A 25,994-nucleotide genomic window follows, 5' to 3' on the forward strand; every position below is an offset into this window, starting at 1 on the left:
AAGTGGATTATTAAGGATATTTGTCTTCCACATTGACCATTACCCAAGCCATACAACTTTTGAAATCCCCAAAAATATGTTCTTCAGGGATGAGGTCGGGAACAATATCAATTCTCTCCATCATATATCTGGGTTGATCAAGAATATCGACTAAGAGAACATCCATATCCTTGTTTTTCAGGTCTTGCAATACGTCCTCCATAGCATATAGACCCGATTGATCCATGTATTCCATCCGCCCCATTCGGATAATTACCGCTGATGCGGTATTTGGAATTTGCTCAGCGAGTTGTTGAAATTCACTCGTTGACCCAAAAAACAAGGGTCCTTTAAGGTGCTTAATAAAGACCTCCTCAGCCAGGTTTTTTGGAAAATCCTTTTCATCAGCCCAAGCTTTTTCCTTATTCAGTGGGATGACATCCGACCGTTTTGCAGTCAAGTCCCCCATTTTTTTCATGAACATCAACGAGGCAAAAACAAGTCCGATTCCGACAGCATAGACCAAATTCCAAATGGAGGATAAAACCATGACCGTCAGCATAATGATGACCTCGGAGCTCAGTTTCAGGAGACCAATGGAGATATCTTTGGGCAAATAAGGAATGGCTTTGAGTCCTTTATAATCCATGACCCCAATACCAACAGTCACAAGAATACCGGCCAAAACTGCTGCAGGAATTTGAGAAGCTACGGGACCAAGGGCCAAGAGAATAATCAGAAGTAAAACACCGGCTATCATTCCAGATAGTCTGGTTTTACCTCCAGAGTTGATGTTTACAACGGTGCGAATGGTAGCACCGGCCCCAGGAATTCCTCCAAAAAAGGCCGCTATACTATTTCCGATGCCCTGCCCTACCAATTCTTTGTTCGGCTTGTGCTTGGTTTGGGTCATATTGTCGGCCACAACAGAGGTAAGCAACGAATCTATGGCACCCAATAATGCCAAAGTTAGTGCGGTAAAAATGTGTGGGGAGATGGAGGCTATCGAAAACTTCGTAAAAATCCCAAGATTGGGAATTGGCAATCCGGTGGGAATTTCTTCTATGGGAATATACTTCAAACCGAAGCCGTAGGCCGCCCCAGAAACCAGAATAAGCGCAATCAAGGTACTGGGAATAGCCGTGGTAATTCGTTTAAAGCCATAAATGATAATTATGGTGGCAATGGCCAGGGCCAATTCGAGCCAGTTGATATTGGACAATGCCCTGGGCAAAACTTTTATTGTTCCCAAAACGCCAGAGGCATCCTTTGCAGCCAAACTTTGGGCCTCTTTTTCCATATCGGCCTGGGTAATTTTTCCAGCTCTGTTTATGGTTTCCTCAAAGTCCTCAAGAACCAAAATGCCTTCCCCTGCCTCCTCTTTCAATATATTTTCCAATATCTCTTCCTCCGCAGCAGCCATATATTGTTTTACATACTCTTTATCTTCTTTTGGGTAATAGCCTACTGCAGGAAGAATTTGGGTCACCAGAATGATTACGCCGATGGCGGTCATAAACCCAGAGACAACAGGATAGGGGATATACTTGATATATTTCCCTAAACCTATCAATCCTAAACCGATTTGCATCACACCGGCCAAAAGAAAAATGGTAAGGATTGCTGGTAGGGCCTTTTGAACATCCCCATCGTTGACGGCGACTATTCCCGCAATCACGACCATGCTTACCGCAGTCATTGGAGCGGTTGGACCAGAAATTTGAGTATTGGTACCGCCAAAAAGGGCGGCAAAAAAACTGATGAAAATAGCGCCGTACAATCCAGCACTGGGTCCCAAACCCGAACTTACCCCAAATGCAAGAGCCAGAGGTAAGGCTACGATTCCTGCGGTGATCCCCCCAAATAGGTCTCCTTTAAAATGCTTCAGCATAGGTTACAAGCTGTTTCCCAGTAAAACAGGTAAGATAGTGAATTTAACAAACTAAAAAAGGCCGTTGAAATGTTAAACAATGGCCTTTCCATGATTAATTACTATGAACAGTTCAGCTATAAATAAGAAACCTTTCCATTCGAAATATCATACATGCCCCCAACAATCAAAATTTCGCCGTTTTGTTCCATTTCCTTTAGAACAGGGCTCTTCTTTCGCATATTTTCTATGGTTAGATGTACATTTTTTTCAGCAACAGCATTTACAAAAGGGGTATTCTTCGAGGTGCGTTCGCTTGCCTCGGAAGGTTCTGTAATGGCTTCCACAGCTGGTTTGATCTTACTAAGCAGCTCGGTTAGATTTCCCATCTTAGCGTCGTCACAAGCACCTTTTACAGCACCACAACTGGTGTGGCCCAAAACAACAATAATCTTTGTGCCAGCTAATTTGCATGCGAATTCGATACTACCTAAAATATCCTCATTTACGATATTGCCCGCTACCCTGGCACTAAAAATATCTCCAACTCCTTGGTCAAAAATCAATTCTGCAGAAACCCGGGAGTCAATACAGCTTAAGATAGTTGCGAAGGGATACTGCCCAGTTGATGTTTCGGATACCTGTTGAAGAAGGTCCCTTTTCTGTTGTTTTTGTTCAACAAAGCGCTGGTTACCTTCTTTCAGAAGATCCCACGCCATATTTGGGTTCAAAGCCGCCTGGCTTTCCTTAGTCTGTGTCGTCATTTGTTGTTTTGTTATTGTTGTTTTTGTCTAGTTTGAAAAATTGGATATAACTTTCTGGATTCTCAACAATACCCCTTTCAGAAATCAATTTGATATCAATATGCTTGTTTCTGGCCTTTTCAGAAAAGTCTTCAAGAATTTCAACGATATCATTATCCAAATAACGGGTGTTGCGGACGTCCAGTTCAAGTTGCGAATTTTCCGGAAGACTATCAAGTTCTTTCAGAATGGCCCCCTTATTAAAAAAGGTTACTTCCTCGGCCAAGGTCATTTTAATTTTATGCGCACCGTTACTTTTGTCCTCGATATGCAAGAAATGTGAGTTTTGATAACTCTTAATTAGGATGACCACGATACCGACGCCCAAACCAAGTCCAATTCCTACAAGAAGATCGGTAAAAACAATCCCTAAAACAGTTACTACGAATGGAATAAATTGTTTCCAACCAAGATTGTACATGGTTTTGAACAAGCGTGGTTTTGCCAATTTATAGCCAACCACAAAGAGTACAGCAGCCAAAACCGACAAGGGGATCATGTTGAGCAATCTTGGAATAAGAAGTACCGAGACCAGCAGGAAAAACCCGTGGATAATGGCCGATGCTTTGGTTCGACCACCAGACTGGATATTGGCGGAACTTCGTACAATTACCTGCGTAACGGGAAGACCTCCCAAGAACCCAGAAACGGTGTTTCCAACACCTTGGGCAAACAATTCTTTATTGGTGGGTGTTGTTCTTTTGTAGGGATCCAGTTTATCGGTGGCCTCAACACAAAGCAGGGTCTCCAAACTGGCAACCAATGCAATTGTGAATGCGGTAATCCAAATTTCTGGGTTTCCAATTACTGAAAAGTTCGGAAAACTCAATAGGCTGCCCATCGCAGAAATACTTTCGGGAACAGGAACCTTGACTAGGTGATCTATTGAAATAGACCAGGTTTCGTTTCCCTGTGTCACAGCAAAATAGAGTATGCCCAAAATAACGGCAACCAGTGGGCCTTGTATTAGTTTAAACACTTTTGATTTTTTGCTGAGAACCTTTTCCCACAATATCAGGACTCCCAATCCGATTACGGCAATCAATGTTGCTCCCGGACTAATGGAACGGAGAGCGGAGAAAATTCCGCTGAAAGTATTTTCTCCATCAACTTGAAAAAATGAAAAGTCTCCCCCAGGAGCTTCATCATAACCAAAGAAATGTGGAATCTGTTTTAATATGATAATGATACCTATTCCGGTAAGCATACCCTTGATAACAGACGAAGGGAAGTAGTAAGCGATAACACCGGCCTTCAAAATACTGAACAAAATCTGTATGAGACCTCCGAGCACTACAGCGACCAAAAAATTTTCGAAGCTTCCAAGAGTGCCTATGGCCGTTAATACGATAGCCGCCAAACCCGCAGCCGGTCCACTTACTCCAATCTGTGAACCACTTAATACCCCAACCAAAATACCACCCACTATTCCAGCGATGAGTCCGGAGAATAGTGGTGCACCACTTGCCAGCGCGATACCTAAACATAGGGGCAGTGCTACAAAAAAGACAACAATACTTGCAGGCAAGTCATTTTTAATATACTTGAACATAAGAATGAATTTTTTTCGTCTTGCCAGAAAAGAATGGCAAAGACATTGACAAAATGAATTAACTAAATTATGCTATGCCATTTGTCTTGGAGGAGGAAGAAGTATGTCGCCAATAAAATCAGAATCGAAGATTGAATGTTCTATATAGCCAGAAGCTATATGGAAAGAAATTGGAGTTTGGGAAAAACCAGAATTGTTTAAGAAAAGGTTCTTTTCATCAGCTTTTTTTTCCGACTCTTTCTCACTTTTCTTTTCCTCTTCACCCGTGTCAACCAAAAAAGCGACTTCACAGTCTTTATGCAACAAAGGCAATAGGGAAGGTGCCATTATTGAGAATGTTAGCATAAAGGCAATAAAGGGAAATGCTATCGTTCTGACCACTTTGAGGACTTTGAACAAAAATAACAGCATAGCTATCAATTTTTGTTAAATATTTTTTAAAAATCCTTAAGGGGCTTGATATTTTCAATTTTAAGCCAACCGGTTTGACCGTCTGCTATTCTTATCTTTCTCCAGTCGTCCAAGCCATCCAAAATGCTGACTTTAGTGCCTTCATGAAGAATAAAAACTGCCTCGCTATTGGTGTTGGGCTCTGAGGTAATCCTGACTTCCTTGCTAAAGACTATGGCAGGATTGTCGTTTTTTACCGCTTGATATTGCAAGTAGGCCATAACAGTTGCGGTAAGCCCGAGAAACAGTGCCAAGATACTCGTGATGAATGCCATCCGTTTTTTACCTGCCGGACGCAGAAAATAATAAGCTAGGTAGAAGAGCACAAAAAGCATCATCAATATTATCGCCAAATAGGCCCATTGGTCATGGGACAGGGCATTTACCAAAGAATCATATAGTTTGGTAAGCACCGATCTAGGCATTTCCTCCACAGCATCCAAACGCATATTTTGTGCATATTTTAGATTACTCAGGATTTCGCCGTCACCAGGCTTTAATAGCAATGCCTTTTCGTAATAATAAATGCTGGGACCAATGGCATTTAATTTATAGTGGCAATTACCCAAATTGAAGTAAAGTTCAGCAGAATGTTGCCCATTGGCAATGATCTGTTCGTAGTTTTCAATGGCTTTTGAGTACTCCCCTTTATTGTAAAATTCCGTGGCCTCCGAAAAGAGCTTGGAATTTTGGGAATACCCCATTGAAGCAATGGAAAGAACTAATAACAGAGCTACAGCGCTTATTCTCATAGTTGCTTATCCAGATTTGAGATTACCTCACTCGCTTTGGCATAATCTTGTTGCATTTCCACATCAGAAAAAGGGCTGTATCTAGCCATTTCACAATTTTGCAAAAGAGCGATAAAGCCTGTTATGTCGGCACCATTCACTTGCTTTTCTTCCAATATGGAAGTGATTTTTTCTTTACTGAATTCTGCGGTTTCAATCTTCAGCTTGGCTTTCAAATAATTGTGGAGTCCCTTTTCCAAGGCTACATAAAAGGCGTCCTTGTTTCCCAATTCTTTTCGTGCAGTAAAGAGGTATTTCTTCGCGAGTTTATTTGCTCTTTTTATTTTGTTTCCTTCAATATCGCTTGCCAAGGCCTCTCTTTTCTTAAAAGAAAAAACAGCGATGGGAATCAAAAGTAACGGAGCAAAAAGAAGTAAGTAAAAGCGGTTGGAACCGAAAAAAGTTTGCGAACCGATATTCGTTAGATTGGGTTTCAGTTTTATGAAATGAAATTGTTTTCCGGTCGGAACTACCAATTGTTTGTTCACCGATGAAATCGAACTTGTGCTTTCGGTACTTTCGGGACCTTCAAGCACCTCAATATTGATTTCGTCAGAGTCCAAGGTAACGTATCTTGATGTTTTCGGATTAAAGTAACTAAAAGTAATACTAGGAATAGGGTATTTACCACGGAAGGATGGAACAATGGTGTAATTATCCGTCACTTTGCCATCCATTCCATTAATATTGGTACGTACGTTTTCATTGTACTCCGGTTCATACACTTCCAGGGAACTTGGCAATTCAAGTTCTGGTAATTGAAATAATTTTAAATTTCCCTTTCCTGAAACCTCAACCATCGCCTGAAGGGATTCAGAAGCATTCAATTGGTTTTTGCTTGTGGAAACTGAAAAGGTAAACTCGCCTACAGCACCACCAAAATTGGCCGGTTTACCTGCCTCGGGAAGGGATTTCACATTAATCGTTCTTTTCCCGGCCGAAACCGTTTTACTGGTTTGGGTATAAATTCTCCCTCCAAAGAAGTCCCTTCGATTGGTGGGAACGTCCACAAAAATTTCTAGGGAGAGTGGTTCAATTTCAAGTTGCCCCGCCTTTTGCGGATAAAGAACAACCCTTTTAAGAACAACATAGCGATACGGTTTGCCCTTAAAAGTTCCATTTTGTGCAGTGTGTTTTGTTACCGGAATGTCTTGACTCCAAAAGTTGTTGTATTTGGGATTGTCCAAGGGTCTATAATTGGTAACACTGATGTTCGGGCTCACATACAGTTTGTAAATTACGGTTACCGCTTCATTTAAGTATGGGCTTCCTTTGGAAACCTCCGCTACCAAATGGAGACTTTCGTCCGCAATGTCATCTACCGATTTTTCATCGTTGGGTTTATCGACCGCCGCTGTAACTACCACTGATTTAGGCAAGGTCTTGTAGACCTGTCCCTCAATTTCTATAGTTGCTTGTTTTATGGTGAATTTGCCACGGGCCGTTGGTACTAAAATATAGGAATAGGTCTTGGAAAAGCTCCGCTTACCGTTTATCCATGATGAACTTATAGATTGCGAGGGCCCCATAACTACTTTAAATCCTTCGAAAGGAGGAGGGGTAAAGTTGTCTCCATCTTTGTTCATGGAAAACTCAACTTTCAATCGTTCGTTTATGCCCAACTTTTCTTTACTGAGCTTAAGCTCAAAGGTTACTTCATCTTGGGCATGAAGTGGCAGGGTCAACAGAAAAACTCCGCATACCAAACTCCAAAAACTCCCAAAATACCTCAACATCACCAATCTTTCTCGTTTTTTATTTTTTTGCCTCTCACCTTGCGGGCTTCCATCTTTTCTTGGACCTTTTTCTCTTCGTTTTGCATTGCCTCTAGCAAATTCTGAATTTGCTGTTTGGACAGTTGATTGGGTCTTGGTTGCTGCTTTTGTTCCTCAGGCTGGTCTCCTTCATTGGGCTTCTTCTCTTGCTCTTTTTTCTCATCCCCGTCCCCTTTTTGATTCTCTTCGGGCTTATTTTCTCCATTATCTCCCTCATCGCCCTCATCTTTGTTTTCGTCTTGATCTTGTTCCCCTTCGTTGTCCTTATTATTATCCCCCTCGTTATTCTGGTCTTGGTTTTTATCTTTTTGGTCCTGCTGGTCTTGTTGGTCCTTGTTATCCTCGTTTTGATCGTTTTTCTGCTCTTCTTGCTCCTTTTCCAACATCTTTTTGGCCAAAGCTAAGTTGTATCTGGTCTCATCATCATCCGGATTGTTTCTTAAGGCTTCCTTGTAAGCCTCTACAGCCTTTTGGTATTCTTTGTTTTTCATGAAGACATTGCCCATGTTATGAAACGACTTGTGCTTGCCCCCTTTTGTTGAAGCCACTTCCCCCGCTTGTTTATAGCGTCCGAACGCCTCCCCATAGCTTTCCCTGTTATAATAGGCATTCCCTAGGTTAAATGGAGCAGCAGCATTTTTTTTGCTTTTCGAAATGGCCCGGCGATAATCGGTTTCTGCCGAAGTGAAATCATTCGCGGTCAATTCTTCATTGGCCTCATGGGTAAGGTTGGTGGAAGCCCTTAGGGCTTTTTGTGCCTTCTTGTTGAATTCCTCGGTGTCTTGAGCAGCACCGGGGATGGCGATCAGGAATATTAAAACAAATACTAATCTCATCGTCTTATGCATCATCATGTTCATTGAAAAGATTTAGTTTCTTCAGCCAACTTGTTTTTCTATCCAGAAGGAAAATGTCCAAAAATAAAAATAATAAGCCTATGCCCAAGAACCACTGAAACTGGTCCTTGTATTCAGCAAATTGCTTGGCTTCGAACTCCTTTTTGTCCATCTGGTCAAGTTGCTCTTTTATGTATTCAACCGCTTTTTCGGTATTGGAACCATCAATGTAGGCACCATTGCCTTCTTCCGCAATTTCTAATAAGATGGCCTCGTTCAATTTTGTGATGACCACTTCTCCTTGATTGTCTTTCTTCAGGCTTTCCACTACGCCATTCCGTTTTAGTGGAATGGGAGCACCTTTTGATTTTCCCACCCCAACCGTAAAAACACGTATTCCATTTTGAATGGCATTGTCTACAGCTCCAATGGTATTTCGTTCAGAGTGATCTTCCCCATCAGAAACAATAAACAACACCCGGTTGGTTTGCTCCTCATCATCGTAGTAGGTGCTTGCCAGATTTATTGCGGCGTCGATGGCCGTACCTTGGGAAGACAGCATGTTGGTATTCATACTCTGCAAGAACATTTTGGCCGCCCCATAATCTGTTGTGATCGGCAGTTGGGGGTAAGCCTGTCCTGCATAGGCAATAATGCCTATTCTATCACTTGCCAATTGATTGATGATTTCTGAAACCAAACGTTTTGCCTTTTCCAATCGATTGGGTGCAATATCCTCGGCCAACATACTTTTGGAAACATCCACGGCAAACACGATATCCACTCCTTCCCTCTTTACCGTCTCCAGTTTTGTGCCAATTTTAGGATTTACCAGACCAAGAATCAAAAAACTTAGTCCAAGCAAAAGGAAAATAAGTTTTAAGGAAGATTTGAAACGAGATCTGTTGGGTGCCAGCTTTTTCAACAACTTTGCATCGGCAAAGTGTTTTTGTGTGCGATTTTTCCAAATTTGAAGAAAAAAGAAGGCCAGTACCATCACGGGGATGATGGCCAACAGGTAGAAGTATATTTTTTCGTCAAACTGAATCATGAATCTTTAAATAAAACTTTTAAAAAGCGAGTTTCTCAATCCCCATTCCACTAACAGCAAGAGCCCTGCCAAAAATATAAGGGGTCGAAACTTTTCTTCGTATTTGTAATATTTGAATTCTTCAATTTCTGTTTTTTCCAATTTATTGATCTCATCATAAATCTCTTCGAGCTTCTCGTTGTCCGTGGCCCTGAAATATTTTCCTCCAGTGGCTTGGGCAATTTCTTTCAACAATTTTTCATCAATTTCTACCTGGCGCATGCCATACCTGAAAGAGCCATCACGATTATAAGCAATTGGAGATAGGGCATTACCGTTGGTGCCCAAACCTATGGTATAGGTTTTGATTCCGAATTCCACTGCCAAATCAGCAGCGGTATTTGGTTCAATAAAACCTGAATTATTGACACCATCGGTTAGAAGAATGATTACTTTACTTATGGCTTTGCTCTCTTTCAATCGATTTACCGACGTGGCCAACCCCATACCGATTGCCGTGCCATCCTCTAACTCGCCATATGTTATTTCCCTCAATGCCGCCAAAACAATGGATTTATCACTTGTGATAGGGGTTTTGGTATAGCTTTCCCCGGCATAGCCCACAAGGCCAATCCGATCATTCGGCCGTTTTTTGATAAAGCTGGCAGCTACCTCTTTGAGTGCGGATAGGCGGTTTGGCTTTAAATCTCTAGCCAACATACTTGATGACACATCAATGGCCATTACAATATCGATACCCTTGGTTGTTTTGGTCCTTGTGGAAATATCTTCGGTTTGAGGTCTTGCCAAAGCCGTGATAACCGCTGCTAGAGCCAGAAGACGAAGTACGAACAAAAGAGGCCTTAGTTTTGAGGCCAAACTTTTTACAGTAAAACCTTGAATGCTTGAAATACGAAGGGAGGCCAGTTCTTGTCTTCTTTTAAAAAGATACCATGCTATCGCCAGAGGAAGCAATAGTAGCAACCAAAAAAACTGTGGATTGGCAAATTCTATATTATCAAACATTACTTAGACCTGGGTTTTTACATCCAACGTATTCAATATTCGGTTTACGATTTGTTCCGCATAATCATCTCCATCCTCCCAGGTGATGATCACCTGTTGCATAAATCCTTTTCCTCCAAAGGAAAGTATGTTGTATTTGGCTCTTTTGGATTTGTTGTTGCCAGGAGTTTTTAAACTTCCGGCACCGTAGGTCCTTAATCCCTGAACACCAGATTTGGTAGTGAATTCCTCTTGTTTGGTGGTAATATTGCGAACACCAAGACTCTCAAAATTTCCTAAAACTGCTGTGATGGCTCCCTCAAAGTTGGGGTCATTCTGCTCTTTATAGGTAACGGAGTTAGTTGCCACCGAGAAAATACCAACATAACTTCCATAGGTAAAGGTTTGCATTTCCTTGATCAATTCCTCAGTTTCTGGAGGAAGCTCTATTTCCTGTCGAACCAACACATCGGGTGTTTCCAATTCTATGGGTGGATACCCGTATGAGCTAGACACCCATTCGCCCTCCAACAACTCTTTTGTAGGATATCCGAAAACCGTATCCCTAACCTGCTTTACTCCGAAAAAAGCCAACGAAAATCCGGAGCCTAAAACCAGAACGCCAGCGAAAATGGCAGCAGCCCAATAGATTCTTTTACGTTGTTTTTTTCTTGCCAACTCCTCCAGGTATTCTTCGTTTAGAAGCAGCTCTTCCTCCGTCGGCTCGGGCAAGGCATCATGGGTCTTGACCACGATATCCTCAACAAGCTTTCTATCTTGTTCAGCAACCGACGTAGGGGGTTTGGACCGGGCAAACTTCACCAAGTCTGCAGTCTGCAGTATTTTTTGAAACTGCCTGATGGTTTCTTCCTCAAGTTTAAGCTCCCCAGAGTCAATAAGCATCTCGAGTTTTGTAATCAGTTCGGCCGTTGTGCTTTCCAAAGCAGATATGTGAACATCTTCTTCCAAATAGGAGCGAACAATAGCGGTCAATTCCGAGTAGTATTTCTTATAATCGTCCTGAATCAGGTATTTGGAATTTTCCAAACGCTTCAATTCCAAAAGTGCCCTATCGTAAGGAGGCAACAATGCTTCTTTTTCTTCTTCGGTGAGTGGTTTTTTACGCAAGAAAAACCAGTAGATCAAGCCCCCAATAATAGCCAGCCCAAGAACTATCCAAAGAAGGGTTTTCCAAAGTTCAGCATTGCTCCGTTCAACCTGAATCAAGGGCTTGATGTCAAACATTTTCTGTTTGGTGGTGTCCACTGCAACATCGGCTACCTTGATATTAAAGGAATCGGTAAAAAAAGGCTGTTCATTAATGGCTATTCGCTGCGGAGGAATGGTATATGTACCGCTATCAAATTGTGTGAGTGCATAAATGCGCTGCAAGGTGAGCCTATTTTTATTTTTTGTGGTGTCCGTCAAAAGGGCCTCAACACTTTCCAAGGGTGAGAATGTTTGTCCCTCCGGGAAATGGACAATATCCGTTGAATCGACCTCAACCGTAATCTTGTATTTAATCTGCTCCCCAATCTTGATGGAGGTGGTATCAATTTCAGTTTGAACCTTGGGAGCTTTTTGGGAAAAGCCTGTAGCAGGAGATAAAACTGCACAAATAGATAGCAACAGAATTGCCGAAACAGTCCCTTTCTTAATTTCCCAATTCACCATCTTCAACCTCATCATCCCCTTCTTTTAAAATAGGCCAACAACTTTTTCACGTAGCTTTCATCAACTCTGCAATGTATTACCCCACTGCCCGATTTGGTAAATGAATCATGAAAATAAGCCACTTTGTTGTTATGAAATTCACCATAGGCGTACCGAACTTTTTTTGATTGGGTGTTCACCAATTCCAACACACCGGTTTCTGCATCCTGCATTTGAACCATCCCCAAATTTGGCATCGATTCTTCCCTTTCGTCATAGACCCGTATTCCCGTAACATCGTGCTTGTTTCCCACAATGCGGAGTGTATTATCGTAGTCGTCCGCTATGAAATCAGAAAGAACAAACACTATGGCTTTCTTTTTCATCACATTCGTCAAAAACTTAAGCGCCTCTGAAAGATTTGTTTTACTGCTCTGGGGAGAAAACTCCAAAAGCTCCCTGATAATTCTAAGAATATGGCTTTTTCCTTTTTTGGGAGGAATAAACAACTCCACTTCATCTGAAAAAAGAATAAGCCCCACCTTGTCGTTGTTCTGCAAAGCCGAAAAAGCCAATGTCGCAGAAATTTCGGTAATTACTTCCTTTTTGAATTGTTTGGTGGTGCCAAATAGTTCAGAGCCACTCACATCCACCATGAGCATCATGGTCAGCTCCCGTTCTTCCTCAAAAACCTTCACATAAGGTTCGTTGTAACGTGCGGTTACGTTCCAATCTATGGAACGGACATCGTCACCAAATTGATACTGTCGAACCTCGCTGAAGGTCATTCCCCTTCCCTTAAAAGTGGAATGATACTCACCGCCAAATATATGGTCTGAAAGACGGCGAGTCTTTATTTCAATCTTACGTACTTTTTTAAGTAACTCTTTTGTATCCATTTTGGTTCAAGGAAGAAGGGTTTCCGTATTCGAGCGAAGCATCGCTACTTCTACCAAGAGGTTGAACCTTTAAGGTACTTCCACTTCGTTGACAATCTTATTGATAATTTCTTCAGACGTCACATTTTCTGCCTCTGCTTCATAGGTGATTCCGATTCGATGACGCAGCACATCGTGTACAACGGCCCGCACATCTTCAGGAATAACATATCCTCTTCTTTTTATAAAAGCATAGCATTTGGAAGCGTTTGCCAAATTGATACTTCCTCGGGGAGAAGCTCCAAAACTGATAAGGGGTTTTAGATTTTCAAGGTCGTATTTTTCTGGATAACGGGTGGCAAAAACCAAATCCAGAATATATTTTTCAATTTTCTCATCCATATAAACTTCCCTAGCTGCCTTCTGTGCACTTAAAATTTGCTTCAGTGTAACCACTGGCTTAATGGGTTCGTGGTCGCCTTTTAAATTTTGACGGATGATGAGTTGTTCTTCGTTCAATTTAGGATAGTCGATAATCGTTTTCAACATAAATCGGTCGACCTGCGCTTCAGGAAGTGGATAAGTACCTTCTTGTTCCACAGGGTTTTGTGTTGCCATAACCAAAAAAGGAGCGTCCAATTTAAAGGTTTCATCCCCAATGGTTACCTGCCTTTCCTGCATAGCTTCCAACAAAGCCGACTGTACCTTGGCCGGGGCACGGTTAATCTCATCTGCAAGTACAAAATTTGCGAAGATGGGCCCTTTTTTGATGGAAAAGTCATTCTCCTTGATATTATAGATCAAGGTACCAATGACATCTGCCGGGAGTAAATCTGGTGTAAACTGAATTCTGCTGAAACTGCCTTTAACCGCTTTTGCCAAACTGTTTATGGCCAGGGTCTTGGCGAGACCTGGAACTCCTTCCAACAAGATATGGCCTTGTCCCAATAGGCCTATAAGCAGTCGCTCCACCATATGCTTCTGACCTACAATGGCCTTGTTCATTTCGGTGGTAAGCAAATCAATAAAAGCACTTTCCTGGGCAATTTTCTCGTTCACTGCGCTAATATCAATAGTAGTAGTTTCTTCCATACAATCTTTTCCGGTAAGGTGTTAATGCTAGTGTTTTCCTAAGGAGTGCAAAATGAAAATTAATTTAAAAAGCCCCTGTTAATTAATGGTTAAAAAAAACGCGAAGGCCGCAGTTTTAGGAAGTATTTAAGGGTTTAATTTTATATTTTCACCATCCATGGAAGACTCAAATAACTTTTCCAAAATTATTGCTGGAACAATGACTTGGGGAAGCTGGGGCAAACAGCTTTCCAAAAGGCAGATTATTGATTTAATGCAGCACTGCGTGGAGATAGGTTTGACCACCTTTGACCATGCTGACATTTATGGGGATTATTCTACGGAACAAGACTTTGGAAAGGCTTTCGCCGAAAGCGACATTCCGAGAGATCAAATACAGTTGATTACGAAGTGTGGCATACAAATGACTTCGGGTCGGCCCAACAAATTGAAACACTACCAATACGACAAAAACTACATCATCGGGTCGGCAGAGGAATCGCTAAGGAAACTGAACACCGAGTATCTCGACCTGTTCTTGTTGCACCGGCCCAGTCCGTTAATCGAACCCGATGAGATTGCCGCTGCAATTGACAGTTTATTGGCGAGTGGAAAAATTAGAAACTTTGGGGTTTCGAACTTTACGCCTTCGCAGATAGCGATGGTTGAAAAAGCTGTTCCTATTTCCGCGAATCAAGTAGAATTCTCCTTAACGCATTGCTCCCCAATGTATGATGGTACTTTTGATGATTGTATCGCCCAGAATAGAACAGCAATGGCTTGGAGCCCATTGGGGATTGTTTTTCGGGAGAAAAATGAACGAACGAACCGAATTAAAGAGGTCCTTTCCCAGTTAAAGGGAAAGTATGATGTTGAGGAGAGCCAACTTCTTTTGGCTTGGCTTTTGAGACATCCGGCGGGAGTTTACCCAGTAATTGGCACGACTACCAAAGAGCGATTGGAATTGTCCGTTCAGGCTGCTTCAATACACCTTGAATTACAAGATTGGTTTTTATTGTTGGAAGCCAGCAACGGACATGAAGTCCCTTAAAAAATGGAAATGCAGGCAATGACAGTTTTAATTACAGGAGCTACCAGCGGTATTGGTAAAGCTACCGCGGAAATCTTGGGGTCCAATGGCTTCAATCTAATCCTATGCGGGAGACGAGAAGAGCGCTTAGCACAACTAAAGAAAGAGCTTTGGGCAAAAACCCAAGTACATACCTTACAATTTGATGTTCGCGATAAGGATGAGGTATTCAAGGCGGTTCAATCCCTACCTACTGATTTTAGACAAATTGATGTGCTTATCAACAATGCGGGCAATGCTCATGGTTTAGATCCGATTGACCAAGGAAGCACAGAGGATTGGGAGGCAATGCTCGATATTAATGTGAAGGGATTGCTCTATGTTTCAAAGGCGATTTTGCCTCAAATGGTGGAACGCAAAGCGGGGCATATTATCAATATTGGCTCCTTAGCCGGTAAAGAGGTTTATCCAAAAGGGAATGTGTACTGTGCGAGCAAGCATGCCGTAGATGCCATTAATCAAGGAATGCGATTGGATTTGAATGAACATGGAATTCGCGTCGGGGCAGTAAATCCTGGATTGGTGGAGACCGAATTCAGCGATGTACGTTTTAAAGGGGACGCACAAAGAGCTGCAACGGTGTATAAAGGGTACCAACCCTTAAAACCGGAGGATATTGCCGAGATTATTTATTTTGTTCTTACAAGACCGTATCATGTAAACATCGCAGATTTGGTGGTCTTGCCCACTACCCAGGCAAGCAGCACCATCGTGAAGAAGGAGTTATGATCAATAAACGCCTGCTTGTAAAAAACTTATTGGCCCATAACGATGAAAACAGTTTCTACGACAAAAAACGGTTTATCTCGATAGGGGAACGGGAAGGGAAAGGCAAATTTTTGAAGCATGTCTGCGCTCTCGCGAATAGTAACCCGAAAAACAATTCTTTTATAGTTATCGGAGTTGAAGATGAGGACAACAAAATTGTTGGTGTAGACTTTTTTGATGATAGTAAGATTCAGAACCTGGTGAACGCCTATCTGGATAACCCACCTATAATTTCCTACGAAAACATACCTTTTCCTCACTTACCTGAGGGTAAGGTGGTTGGGCTTGTGACCATTCGGTCAAATGGAAAGGTCTGTGCACTACGAAAGAATATTTGGAAGTACTATGGTGGATCTGTTTTCTTTCGAGAGGGGAGCATAAGCCTTCCCAAAGCATTTGACATCGAGCTTAAGGATATCAATTCCGAGGTTGTTGAAACCCTTGAACAACATGCACGAAACAACATTGAATTAACCTTGGATGCGGTCATTAACTTTATCAATATTCGTCATGCGGACCTGCGAAGTGACTACAAAGTTTTCAAAGAACAGTTTGTGGTCTGTTGGGCGGGGAACGTTAAGAAGGTCAGGAGCGAACAGTACTATTCTCGGGTGGATATTGAGTTGATCAATGAACAAGTAAAGCTGTTTTATTCTGCTTTGGATGAGATAACGATAGACTATGACGAGGATTCGTTCTCGATGTTGGAATACGTACAATTGGGATTGGGAACACAGCAAAAGTACTATCCATTGGAGAAGATGGTGATTACTTTTTTCAACAATGGAAAATACTCTATAAATAGTGAATTGGTGTTCGAACCACCCCAATATGACAAGAAAACCCTGCATCACGTTTTTAATGCCAACAATTCCATCCTACAAAAACTGGAGAAGAAGATTAGATTAAACAAAGCAGAGGAGCGGGATTTAACCAATCTCCCTGCTTCATATTTGATTTGCTATCTGAATGGGTTTGAGGAAGCAAAGGAGCAAATGGACCATGCTCGCCATTTACTTAAGAAAAGGAATGCTCAAGTTTATCAATCGCTTAAGGAATCATTGCGCATTCTAAGAAAAGTGAGGTATAGCTAGTTTTTCGCAAGCCAAAGAACTTGATATGGATGCACTTCCAACAGTCCGCTCTGAACCGTAATCTTTTGGTCAGATATCAAATCTTTGGGCTCACCTTTGGTAAAATAGCCCAGTTTCATAATCCAGGTAGCCTCGATCACCTGAGGCTTTTCATCAAAATTACAAACTACCAACAACCCATTTTGTGTCCCGCCTGTACGTTCAAAAACCAAAATATGGTCGTTGCCGGTATGATGTAAAACGGTATTGTCAGAATCTGCAAAAATGGATGACGCTTTTCTGATGGAAATCAATTTTTTGAGGACATGAAAAATTTTGGATTGTGGGCTTTCGGTATTCTTTAAGCCCTTGATTACATCCCAGTCTTGTTGGGGTCGGTTCACCCATCGGCTATCTTCTTTTTTTGCCTCATCTTCCAAGAAGGAATAGTCATTCAAAGCACCAATCTCATCACCGGCATAGACTATTGGGATACCGGCAAAGGAAAAAATGATGGCATGTAACAATATTATTTTGTCTATGGCCTCATTGGTTAGTTCAGCATCATTTTTCTTAATCCCTTTTTCCAAACCTAAGAGAGAGGCTGTACTGCCGGTGATACGACCATCCCCAGTTTTTGGATTGTACATGAACATCAAACCCTTTGATGGAGACCAATCCAACCGTTGGCAGTAATAATCCAAAAGAAACTTTCGATGTTGTTGGGGATTCCAGCCAATCTCCCAAATAAACCCATCGTCATACCCTAAACCAATATCATCATGGCAACGAACATAGTTCAACCAGGTGCCATCCTTAGGTTTGGAGGGAACGCTTACCAGACTTTTGTACAGCAGAATTGTTTTTTTGGTCGCGATGGAATTCCATAACAAGGCCATTAGGGAGGCATTGTAGGCCACTTCACATTCATTGCCTCTTCGTACACCCTCTCCGAAATATTTCACTATTTCTTTTGGAGCAACTATGGCCTCAGCTAAGAAAATGGTTCCAGGTGCGATAACCTGTAGACACATGCGGAAAAGACTAACAACCCTATGCGCTTCCGGGAGGTTTTGGGAAATGGTTCCCATTTTTTTCCAAAGAAATGCCAAGGCATCAAACCGAACCATATCAACCCCTAAATTGGCCAACTTTACAAGATTGGCCAACATTTCCATAAACACCTCGGGATTGGTATAGTTCAAATCCCACTGATAATCATTAAAAACGGTCATCACCCATTGGTCCATCTCTGGGATAAAGGTGTAATTGCCAGGTGAGGTTTCGGGGAATACCTCGGGCAACGATTTCTCAAACTCATTGGGAATCGTTCTGTTTTCATAGGTATAATAATACCGCTGGTATTTTTTGTTCCCCTGTTTGGCTTTTTTGGCCCAAGGAAATTCATCTGATGTGTGATTGACCACAAAATCAAGCATCAAAATAATGCCTTCTTTGCGCAAGGCATTTGTAAGATTCTCTAAGTCTTTTTTGGTACCGTACTTTTTGTCGACCTCATGATAGCTATTTACCGCATAGCCCCCATCATTTTCTCCGTTTGGTCTTTTTGTGATGGGCATCAAATGCAGAAAATTGATGCCGAGATTTTTAAAGTAGGGTATCTTTTCCTGTAGCCCTTTTAAATCTTTATTGAAATGCTCAACATAAAGTTGCATTCCGACCCACTTCTCCGATTGGTACCAGTTTCCCGATTTTATCCTTGACAAATCCTGCTGCCTTAAATCATCTGGTCTAGAGGCAAATAATTTTGGGAGTAGTGAAAGTAGCTTTTTGAAACTGGAGCCGTACTTTTCTTCGGGATAGAGGGAAAAGAACAAATGTTGAATAATCCCGAGGTTCGTGGCTAAACGAAGCTCAAAAAGGGAATCTTCTTTTTTATGCTTCGCCCCTGAAGTCAAGAGTTGGTGTATCGCAGCCTGATTCATTAGACTTCCAGCTGTGTTTTAGTTGGCAGTGAGGGAATAGCCCCGTAATTGGTTGTCGTCAATGCGCCAGCCTTGTTTGCCATTTCAATCATATCGATTAGCAATAATCGGTTCTCAAAGGCTTTATTATAATTGTCGAGATTGGAAATCTGGTATAAAAGACAGCCAATAAATGCATCTCCGGCACCTGTGGTATCCACAGGCTTTACGGCAATACTGGGGACAATGGTCCTAGTATTGTTGGAACTGACCAAGGTTCCTTTTTTACCAAGGGTAATGGCAATGATTTTTGTTCCTACTTCATGAAAAAAGTCACAAGCGTCATCGAGCTCGGTTTTGCCTGATAATAGTAAAGCCTCTTCTTCACTGAACTTGCACAAATGCGACTTTTCAATAAAAGGCATGCATTTTTTAATGAATTTTTTTTCATCGTCGCGCCAAAGGTCACTTCGGTAATTGGGGTCGAAGCTGATGAACATTTCCTTGGTAAGTGCATCGAACAGGTATTTGCTGTACGAGGTTTCCAATGGACCTCCCAATAAGGCCGTTGCAGCCCCCAAATGCAGCATGTTGCCATGAAAACCCTTTCTCAGGCTTGCATCATAAGTAAGTTCTTTATCTGCTCCTCGGCTAAAGACAAAATCACGTTCGCCATCCTCAGCAAGCGATACAAAGGCCAAGGTTGTGAAGGTTGAACAAATCTGTGCCAGTGAGATGTCAACGCCCTCATTTTTAAGGGTATTGAGCAAGAAACTACCAAACGGGTCGTCTCCAACACTTCCCACAAAAATGCTTTTTCCTCCCAATTTGGCAATCGCACAGGCAACATTTGCCGGTGCTCCCCCAGCTTTTTTGGTAAACTCCAAAGCCTCGGCAAGATTACTCCCTTGGTTTTCTGCCACGAAGTCTATAAGTAGCTCCCCAACACAGAACACTTTTTTCATACCTCCAACAAGAAATTAAAGTTCCAAGGTAAGAGAAAAACGGATGCTAGTCCAAAATTTTGTGGGCAATGACAGTAAAATAAGTTGATGTGGTATTCGCACAAAGGGTTTCCCGTGCTTTTGCTTCGATGACCATACCATTTTCCAGGGTATTTTCTGTCATTAGAAAGACTACTTCCACCTGTTGTTCCTCGGTGAGTCTCTGTCGAACGCTGCTTCCGTATTGAAGCACTTCCATGACCTCAATGGTAAAGACATTGTTTTTGGCGGTGCCACATACATCCTTTTCCTCAGAAGCTTGTTGCATAACTCTAAGTGTGAACAGAATCTCGTCTTTACCCAATTGCTGCCCCACGGGAATGTCTTCCCCATTGAAGATGTTTTCTGGTTCCCCTGAATTATCGGTTGGGCTACAAGCTACGACTAGCCATAAAAAAAGAGTGATGACCACGAATTTCACAACTAAAGTTTATATACCTACGATATGGAACAGGTATTGGATGTTAAAGAAAAAAGGGGCGATAAAATCACCCCTTCTCCCATTAGTAGTGTTTAACAACAGATTTATCTTTTGATAATCTTGAAGTTCTCGTTAATGTTATGTCCAAAAATCTTTACAAAATAGATGCCTGGTGTGGAGTTGGAAGCATTCCAGACAAAAGGTTTGGAACCATCCCAATTCTTTTCTTCATACACCATTTGACCCACCATGTTGAAAATTTGGGCACTCACCGTTCTATTTTCAGAATTCTTCAGAGCAAAATAAAACGAATCTGAAGATGGGTTAGGCCACACAGCTGTGATTACCTCTGTTTCCAAGGTGGCTAAATTTTCAGGTACTCCGGTTTCTTCTCCAGGGACTCCCATAGGTTGAATCTCCAAGGCTGTCTCTCCGGTGGCGGCTCTGTTTACCGTACCGAAAATCTGGAATATTTGATCTTCTGGATTACCTCCAAAGGCAACAGATTGCGGCGTCCAATCAATAGCTCCAGTGACGAAAAGGTCAGCTGGATCTCTAAATGACGCCTCATTCCCAATAAGGCTTGCTTGGGTCAACCAGAACCACTGGGTTTGATTGGGCAGGAAGTTGAGATTTGCATAAACAGAAAGCCAATACGTGCCTGATTCCAATACCAAGGCTTCGGGAAGGTCAAGACTTAAATTGGCATCTGTTGGATTTGATGATGGGGCAAATGCACCACTATCATATACCACAGCCCCGGGCAATCCTCCATTGTCTTGATAAACTACAACTGAGGCATTGTCCAATAATGGGCTGTTGTTGGCCCCGCCAAAAGCGATGATGTTGTTTATGGTCCATTGCTCACCCTCCGGGATGATGAAGTCGTCTGCAGATTGTGCCAACGCACCTCCAAAATCGAGGAATGTTTGTGAGGGGCTGCTACTGCTTACCGCGCCATTTTGGTCATAAATGGGAAACTCGGTAAGGGTCACTGTGAATCCCTCGGCTACTTGTTCCTTGCCAGACGTGGCAACCAGTCCTATTGCGGCTGAACCTTCAACATCTGGAGCAAACGATAGCGAAATGGTATCATCTTCCAAGACGGCTGTTACAAAGTTAGGATTGGAGTTGGTCAATTCTACGGATATTGGTTTTCCTTTTGAACTGACAAAAAGGTCAGTAACATCCACTTCAATGGGCGGATTATTGACAGGAAGCGTTATATCAGGCAGCAAGTAAGCGGTGCTCAGCGAAGCTTCCGGGGATTTGGAAGCATAAAAACGGGCATTGTAAACCCCGTTACCATGAGCAGCCACAGCCACAAATCCATCACTTCTTGTACGAATTTGCGGAACTACAACATTCCCAACCACAAAAGGTTCCTTAAACCATCGGGTTCTGTCCCCATTCAAACGGAAAGAAACATATAGCCCTGTACTGGTTCCAGCATAATAAAGGTTGTTGTTTCCACCAATGGAAAACCATCGAACCGACGGCCCATTTCCTGTTCCATCTTTGTTTTCTTCAAGATTTCCACTAATACTTTCCCATGTTTCACCGGCATTTTTGCTCATAAAAACACTGACGATATTATAGTTGGAAAAGACTGCAAATACCCGATCGGAATTGTTGGGATCCACATAGATCTGATTGATATTTCCCGTTGGAAGTCCTTTCCCACTTGAAATATCCACAGGAGTTTGATCATCCAGGTTGGCGTTTTCAACTTTAAAAATCAATCCAGAGGAAGTACCGTAGTATAAGCGGTTAGCCACAGGGAATCTCGAGACATCCAATCCGGAGATTACAGATCCATCAGGGGTGGCAGTTTGCGTCTGTTGAACCCAGTTTACGGTCGCAGGGGCGTTGGAAAACAATGGAACTTCATCCAAGTTGTTGTTTCTCCACATTCGATCTCCAGCGGGCATATACATAATGTTGTCATTGATAGGGTCGAGCACAAATGGCGCAACAAAATCAAAACCACTGGCACCAGCAGGCTGAACGCGTGTAAAGGAAATGAATTCCCCAGCTTCGTTAAAATTGAACCGATACACATTCCCGAACTGGGCAGAGACATACCGGGTAAGGCCTCCGTCAGCTATGGCATTATAGGATCCGTCACCACTGAAATCACTTTCCCAAGGGTCATTTCCATTGGTAGAATTGGTGAACCAAGTTCCATTATCCTGAAAACCTGCAACAATATCTTGACTATTGCCCTCTGGATCAATGGCAATGGCATAAGGTTGTGTGGTGATATAGCCATTGTTTAAGGAAGTCCAGGTCACAGGTTCTGAGGTAATGGTGATATCCTCGGTTACTTGCACTCCACCATCGTTTGCCGAAATGGCCTTATTTGGATTTGATGGCAAAAACACCAAATTATGTTGATCGGGGTGATGGTTTGGATATAGGGCGAAACTATTACTGAAAATCGTATAGCCACCGATCCAACCTTCAAATCCGGTGGGTGTTGTGAAACCGGTTGTGGAACGGTATAAATTGGTACCACCGACAAAAACGATATCAGGGTTCGTAGGATGAACCTTAATTACCATGTTATAAGCTCCTTGAAGGTTCAAATTCCCTGCTATACCACCAACGTTGGTTGGGAGGTTGGCGGTTAAATCAACCCATTGCTCTTCTGGAGTTGCTGCATCCGCTTGATATCTCCAAAGGAAAGCTTCTCCAAAATTGCTTAGATCATAGGAAAAGAAATAAACACGATTTTCATCGGAAGGGTCAAAAGCCATTATGGTCCTTCCGTAGGAAGGAAATATCCCTTCAGGAGTGATGTTGGTCCAAGTGTCTCCATCTTCCGAAGTGTAGAAACCGGCATTTTCATTACCAAAAATGTCCACGGTTGCATAAAGTGTTCCACTTGGGGTAACAATGACTTCCGTTTGACTGTCAAACCCGCTTGGGAGGACTTCTTCAAAATTTCGGGCGCCATCTTGGGAACGGAACAAACCATCAAAAGTAGCGGCATAGACATCCCCATTTTTCGGGTGAACTATTATACTGTTAATTAAATCGAAGGAAGAGAAAGAAGTAACATCGTTATCTGTAGTGTTACGCATTCGAATCCAGCTTCTTCCATTGTTGAATGATTTAAAAATACCTGAGCCTTGGTAAAAGGCACCTGGTGCTCCCGCGGAGTTTCCAAATCGCTCCCCTGACGCATAATACCATACATTTTGCCTGTTCTTTCTGGGATCTTGTGCAATGGCCGTAATGCTGGGCGATTGCCACTTGCGGGTTACCCTTCTCCAGCTCGAGCCGGCATCTGTAGATCTCCAGAGGCCACCGGATACTCCACCGGCCAAAATGGTGTTTTCATTTCTCATGTCTAATGCTAAGGCACGGGTACGACCTCCTACGTTGGCAGGACCACGGCCCCTCCAATAGAAATATCGTCTTTTAGAGGCCTCGGTGCCATAAGTTTTAGACATTTCTTGTTGCACATTGGTTGGAGCAATCTTATCCGAAAACTCTGCTTCCTTAGTTAGAATATTATCTGGTATCCGCTTTGAAACCGGGTCTTGTAATAGTCTGGCTTCATAGGCAAGTCGGTCCAGGGCCCGATCACCTATGGCTTTAGGTTTGGCACCTACAGGACCCTTTTTACTATCATATAATTTGGATTGTTTATACAAATTATGCCCTTTCTGCGGGGCATCGTCATGTGTTCTTTTAAGTTGTTGTGCCAGACCTGAGGAAAGGACGAGCAAAAAACTGATAATAAAAGAAAAAAGATGTTTAGAGAGTAGAGGTCTTTTCATATGTAGTGTCTTTGAAAAAGTTAGCCTTTCAATATAAAAAAAACTTAAATTCTTGTTAAAGCTTTCTTACGAAAATCGATGAAATACACTGTTAACCTAAGATTTTGGTAGGAAAAAAACCAACAAGACGAAGCTGGCGGGTTAATGTATTCGTAAACTTTTTGGACTTAGCAACAGTTTCCTGCGTATTATTGCGAAAAATTTGGCACATGCGAACCCTTGTGATTGGAGATGTCCATTCTGGACTGTATGCTTTGGAACAACTCCTGGAACGGGCCCAAGTAACCCAAAAAGACCAACTGATTTTTCTTGGAGACTATGTGGATGCTTGGAGTACCGCTGTGGAAACTGTTGATTTTCTAATTGGGCTAAAACAAAATTACAACTGCAAATTCATTAGGGGCAACCATGATGAACTTTGCAAGGAGTGGTTGCTAACCCAAAAGGAAAACCCACAATGGCTTGCACATGGAGGAGCAGCGACCCGAGCTTCCTATTTGCAAACTGATAAGGAAACTTGGCATTCGCATGTTGAATTTTATGATGCGTTGGAGAATTACTACTTGTCAGAGGATAACAGACTCTTTGTTCATGCAGGGTTTACCAACTTAAAAGGTGTCGACTTTGAGTATTTTGACCAACTTTTTTACTGGGACCGAACCCTTTGGGAGCTTGCCAAGGCTATTGATTCCAAACTCAGTCCAAGCGATGAGGATTTCCCTAAAAGATTATCCCACTATACAGAGATTTTTATAGGACACACCCCGATTTCCAAAACTGGGGAAGTACTGCCAAAAAAGGCGGCAAATGTTTGGAATGTAGACACTGGTGCAGCCTTTAAAGGCAAATTGACCCTGATGGATGTAAATACCAAAGAGTTTTGGCAAAGTGATCCTGTCCACACCTTTTATCCAGGAGAAAGAGGAAGAAATTAAGGTGTCAGAATTTTCCAGCTTTGTGATCATCTTGCCACTTGGCCAATTCCTTCCATTGACCTTTATGTGCCATTTTAGCCTGCATGGGCCAAGAAGCTGGATCGTGGATACGGTAACGGTCCCCACCGGAATTCAGCACCTCTTGGCATTTATCCGTAGAAACCTCAGAAAGGGCCTTCCATGTTTTTATTCCAAAATTATGGAACAAACCTTCAATTTTGGGACCAATACCTTCCACAAGTTTTAGGTCATTCTCTTTAACTCGTTTTCCAAAAGCGGCCTTTGCAGCGTTGGCATCAAAACGAGCTTTTGATTTAGTTTCCTTTTCCTTTGGGGAAGAAGTCAAGGCGGTTTTCTCCACACTACTTTGTGTTTTGGCACTTAGTTTTTGGGTACAGGCTTCGAGATCTGCCTTGAGCTTCGCATTTTCCTCCTCTAATTTTTTTGCTTCAGGGGATTCCATTTGCAAATCAGAGTTTTGAGCCTTTCCAATAAGATATCCAAGTATGCCTGAAATGATTCCCACCAAAGCTGGAATTATCCAGCACCAAATATTTAGATTTTCAAAATTCATAAATCGAGGTTTGCTGATTATTAGTTAAAGTTATGGGGCTTCTGTACTCGAAGAGTCTTTGTCTTTCAAAATAGCCTTGATCTCATAAGAAACTGGTCCGAAGAAAATGTCCTTGTCAGAAACCATTTCTTTGGATAACTGACCAAAGGGCTGCACTTGAGAAGTGGGGATACCACTCATCACAAAATGATTTTTTACCGAGTTGGCCCTAGCCAAACCCAGATTATCGAATGGGGTGAAATTTTCTTCCTGAGAAGTGTAATACCCCGTAATCTCAACAAATTTCCCAGGATTTTCTATCAAATACTCCTTTAAACTGGCCAAACCGTTCCTCATTTCAGAGGAGATGGGCATAATAAAGGAAGGTGAGGAGTTTTTAAAGCTAAAGTTATCCGAAGAACTAAAAGCGTACCCATCTTGTTTAAAGCTAAGGGAGTATATGGGACTGATATTTTTCTCAATATCCCGGGAAGGTGTTTCATTTGTGACCTCACCCATAGTTGCACTATCTAGGCGGCAAGAACTACACAATTTCCAATACAGTAGGGTACCAATTAGTATGGTAAACAAAATGCCCAGTAGGTAGGCCGAGGTCGTTTTCATCAGTACCCAAGGTTAATGTTCGTTTCTACAATGTATTAAAAAAATGCTAATTTTTTTGAATTAACTATAAGAATCTGAGAGAATTAGAAAATCAATCCGAATAATCTACAAACAGAAGAT

Annotated in this window: 22 protein-coding genes; 4 read left to right on the forward strand and 18 right to left on the reverse strand. The window is 42.2% G+C overall.

What is annotated here, in order from left to right:
• Positions 1-10 precede the first annotated feature (10 nt).
• The 12 genes from EW142_RS13775 to EW142_RS13830 form a co-directional block, all read right to left on the reverse strand.
• Positions 11-1,870, reverse strand: a complete 1,860-nt coding sequence (locus tag EW142_RS13775) for a SulP family inorganic anion transporter (protein WP_130614780.1) — start codon at positions 1,868-1,870, stop codon at positions 11-13.
• Between the two features lie 116 nt (positions 1,871-1,986).
• Complete coding sequence (locus EW142_RS13780) at positions 1,987-2,613, reverse strand: carbonic anhydrase family protein (protein WP_130614782.1); 627 nt, start codon at positions 2,611-2,613, stop codon at positions 1,987-1,989.
• The gene (locus tag EW142_RS13785) at positions 2,597-4,204 is read right to left on the reverse strand and encodes a SulP family inorganic anion transporter (RefSeq protein WP_130614784.1); all 1,608 of its coding nucleotides are present in this window, start codon (positions 4,202-4,204) and stop codon (positions 2,597-2,599) included. The genes EW142_RS13780 and EW142_RS13785 overlap by 17 nt, the downstream gene beginning before the upstream one ends.
• Positions 4,205-4,276: 72 nt before the next feature.
• Positions 4,277-4,615: a hypothetical protein gene (locus EW142_RS13790; RefSeq protein ID WP_130614786.1), complete on the reverse strand. Its 339-nt coding sequence runs from the start codon at positions 4,613-4,615 to the stop codon at positions 4,277-4,279.
• A gap of 26 nt (positions 4,616-4,641) precedes the next feature.
• Entirely contained in the window at positions 4,642-5,406 is a 765-nt protein-coding gene (locus EW142_RS13795) for a tetratricopeptide repeat protein (RefSeq protein WP_130614788.1), read from the reverse strand.
• On the reverse strand, positions 5,403-7,181 hold the full coding sequence (locus tag EW142_RS13800; RefSeq protein ID WP_130614790.1) for a BatD family protein: 1,779 nt from the start codon (positions 7,179-7,181) through the stop codon (positions 5,403-5,405). Before EW142_RS13800 ends, EW142_RS13795 begins: the two co-directional genes overlap by 4 nt.
• The gene (locus EW142_RS13805) at positions 7,181-8,056 is read right to left on the reverse strand and encodes a tetratricopeptide repeat protein (RefSeq protein ID WP_240740220.1); all 876 of its coding nucleotides are present in this window, start codon (positions 8,054-8,056) and stop codon (positions 7,181-7,183) included. Before EW142_RS13805 ends, EW142_RS13800 begins: the two co-directional genes overlap by 1 nt.
• A gap of 4 nt (positions 8,057-8,060) precedes the next feature.
• Complete coding sequence (locus EW142_RS13810) at positions 8,061-9,107, reverse strand: VWA domain-containing protein (RefSeq protein WP_130614791.1); 1,047 nt, start codon at positions 9,105-9,107, stop codon at positions 8,061-8,063.
• Positions 9,108-9,113: 6 nt separating this feature from the next.
• Entirely contained in the window at positions 9,114-10,112 is a 999-nt protein-coding gene (locus EW142_RS13815; protein ID WP_130614793.1) for a vWA domain-containing protein, read from the reverse strand.
• Positions 10,113-10,115: 3 nt separating this feature from the next.
• On the reverse strand, positions 10,116-11,777 hold the full coding sequence (locus EW142_RS13820; protein WP_240740240.1) for a BatD family protein: 1,662 nt from the start codon (positions 11,775-11,777) through the stop codon (positions 10,116-10,118).
• A complete protein-coding gene (locus EW142_RS13825; RefSeq protein ID WP_130614795.1) occupies positions 11,777-12,643 on the reverse strand; it encodes a DUF58 domain-containing protein in 867 nt (288 codons plus the stop codon). The genes EW142_RS13820 and EW142_RS13825 overlap by 1 nt, the downstream gene beginning before the upstream one ends.
• 69 nt (positions 12,644-12,712) lie before the next feature.
• Positions 12,713-13,714: an AAA family ATPase gene (locus EW142_RS13830; RefSeq protein WP_130614797.1), complete on the reverse strand. Its 1,002-nt coding sequence runs from the start codon at positions 13,712-13,714 to the stop codon at positions 12,713-12,715.
• 157 nt (positions 13,715-13,871) lie between these two features.
• On the opposite strand from EW142_RS13830, the gene EW142_RS13835 reads away from it, so the two are divergent.
• From EW142_RS13835 to EW142_RS13845, 3 genes are read left to right on the forward strand one after another with little or no spacing between them, the layout of a single operon-like run.
• Complete coding sequence (locus tag EW142_RS13835; protein ID WP_130614799.1) at positions 13,872-14,744, forward strand: aldo/keto reductase; 873 nt, start codon at positions 13,872-13,874, stop codon at positions 14,742-14,744.
• Between the two features lie 9 nt (positions 14,745-14,753).
• Positions 14,754-15,512, forward strand: a complete 759-nt coding sequence (locus EW142_RS13840; protein ID WP_130614801.1) for an SDR family NAD(P)-dependent oxidoreductase — start codon at positions 14,754-14,756, stop codon at positions 15,510-15,512.
• The gene (locus EW142_RS13845) at positions 15,509-16,645 is read left to right on the forward strand and encodes an ATP-binding protein (RefSeq protein ID WP_130614803.1); all 1,137 of its coding nucleotides are present in this window, start codon (positions 15,509-15,511) and stop codon (positions 16,643-16,645) included. Before EW142_RS13840 ends, EW142_RS13845 begins: the two co-directional genes overlap by 4 nt.
• Here EW142_RS13845 and EW142_RS13850 read toward each other — a convergent pair.
• The 4 genes from EW142_RS13850 to EW142_RS13865 all read right to left on the reverse strand — a co-directional run bounded on the left by EW142_RS13850 (position 16,642) and on the right by EW142_RS13865 (position 23,762).
• Positions 16,642-18,570 (reverse strand): alpha-amylase family glycosyl hydrolase, encoded by a 1,929-nt coding sequence (locus tag EW142_RS13850; protein WP_130614805.1) that lies wholly within the window; start codon positions 18,568-18,570, stop codon positions 16,642-16,644. The genes EW142_RS13845 and EW142_RS13850 overlap by 4 nt on opposite strands.
• Positions 18,570-19,514, reverse strand: a complete 945-nt coding sequence (locus tag EW142_RS13855; protein ID WP_130614806.1) for a carbohydrate kinase family protein — start codon at positions 19,512-19,514, stop codon at positions 18,570-18,572. The genes EW142_RS13850 and EW142_RS13855 overlap by 1 nt, the downstream gene beginning before the upstream one ends.
• 46 nt (positions 19,515-19,560) lie before the next feature.
• Positions 19,561-19,974: a hypothetical protein gene (locus EW142_RS13860; protein WP_130614808.1), complete on the reverse strand. Its 414-nt coding sequence runs from the start codon at positions 19,972-19,974 to the stop codon at positions 19,561-19,563.
• Positions 19,975-20,078: 104 nt separating this feature from the next.
• The gene (locus EW142_RS13865) at positions 20,079-23,762 is read right to left on the reverse strand and encodes a T9SS type A sorting domain-containing protein (protein WP_130614810.1); all 3,684 of its coding nucleotides are present in this window, start codon (positions 23,760-23,762) and stop codon (positions 20,079-20,081) included.
• A 209-nt stretch (positions 23,763-23,971) separates the two neighbouring features.
• Between EW142_RS13865 and EW142_RS13870 the strand changes: the two genes are divergently transcribed.
• Positions 23,972-24,697: a metallophosphoesterase family protein gene (locus EW142_RS13870; protein ID WP_130614812.1), complete on the forward strand. Its 726-nt coding sequence runs from the start codon at positions 23,972-23,974 to the stop codon at positions 24,695-24,697.
• A 4-nt stretch (positions 24,698-24,701) separates the two neighbouring features.
• Here EW142_RS13870 and EW142_RS13875 read toward each other — a convergent pair whose 3' ends face one another.
• Positions 24,702-25,271, reverse strand: a complete 570-nt coding sequence (locus tag EW142_RS13875) for a hypothetical protein (RefSeq protein ID WP_130614814.1) — start codon at positions 25,269-25,271, stop codon at positions 24,702-24,704.
• A 30-nt stretch (positions 25,272-25,301) separates the two neighbouring features.
• Entirely contained in the window at positions 25,302-25,874 is a 573-nt protein-coding gene (locus EW142_RS13880; RefSeq protein WP_130614816.1) for an OmpA family protein, read from the reverse strand.
• Positions 25,875-25,994: the final 120 nt, after the last annotated feature.

Origin of the sequence: Flagellimonas allohymeniacidonis (genome assembly GCF_004296335.1) — a bacterium.
Lineage (GTDB): Bacteria > Bacteroidota > Bacteroidia > Flavobacteriales > Flavobacteriaceae > Flagellimonas > Flagellimonas allohymeniacidonis.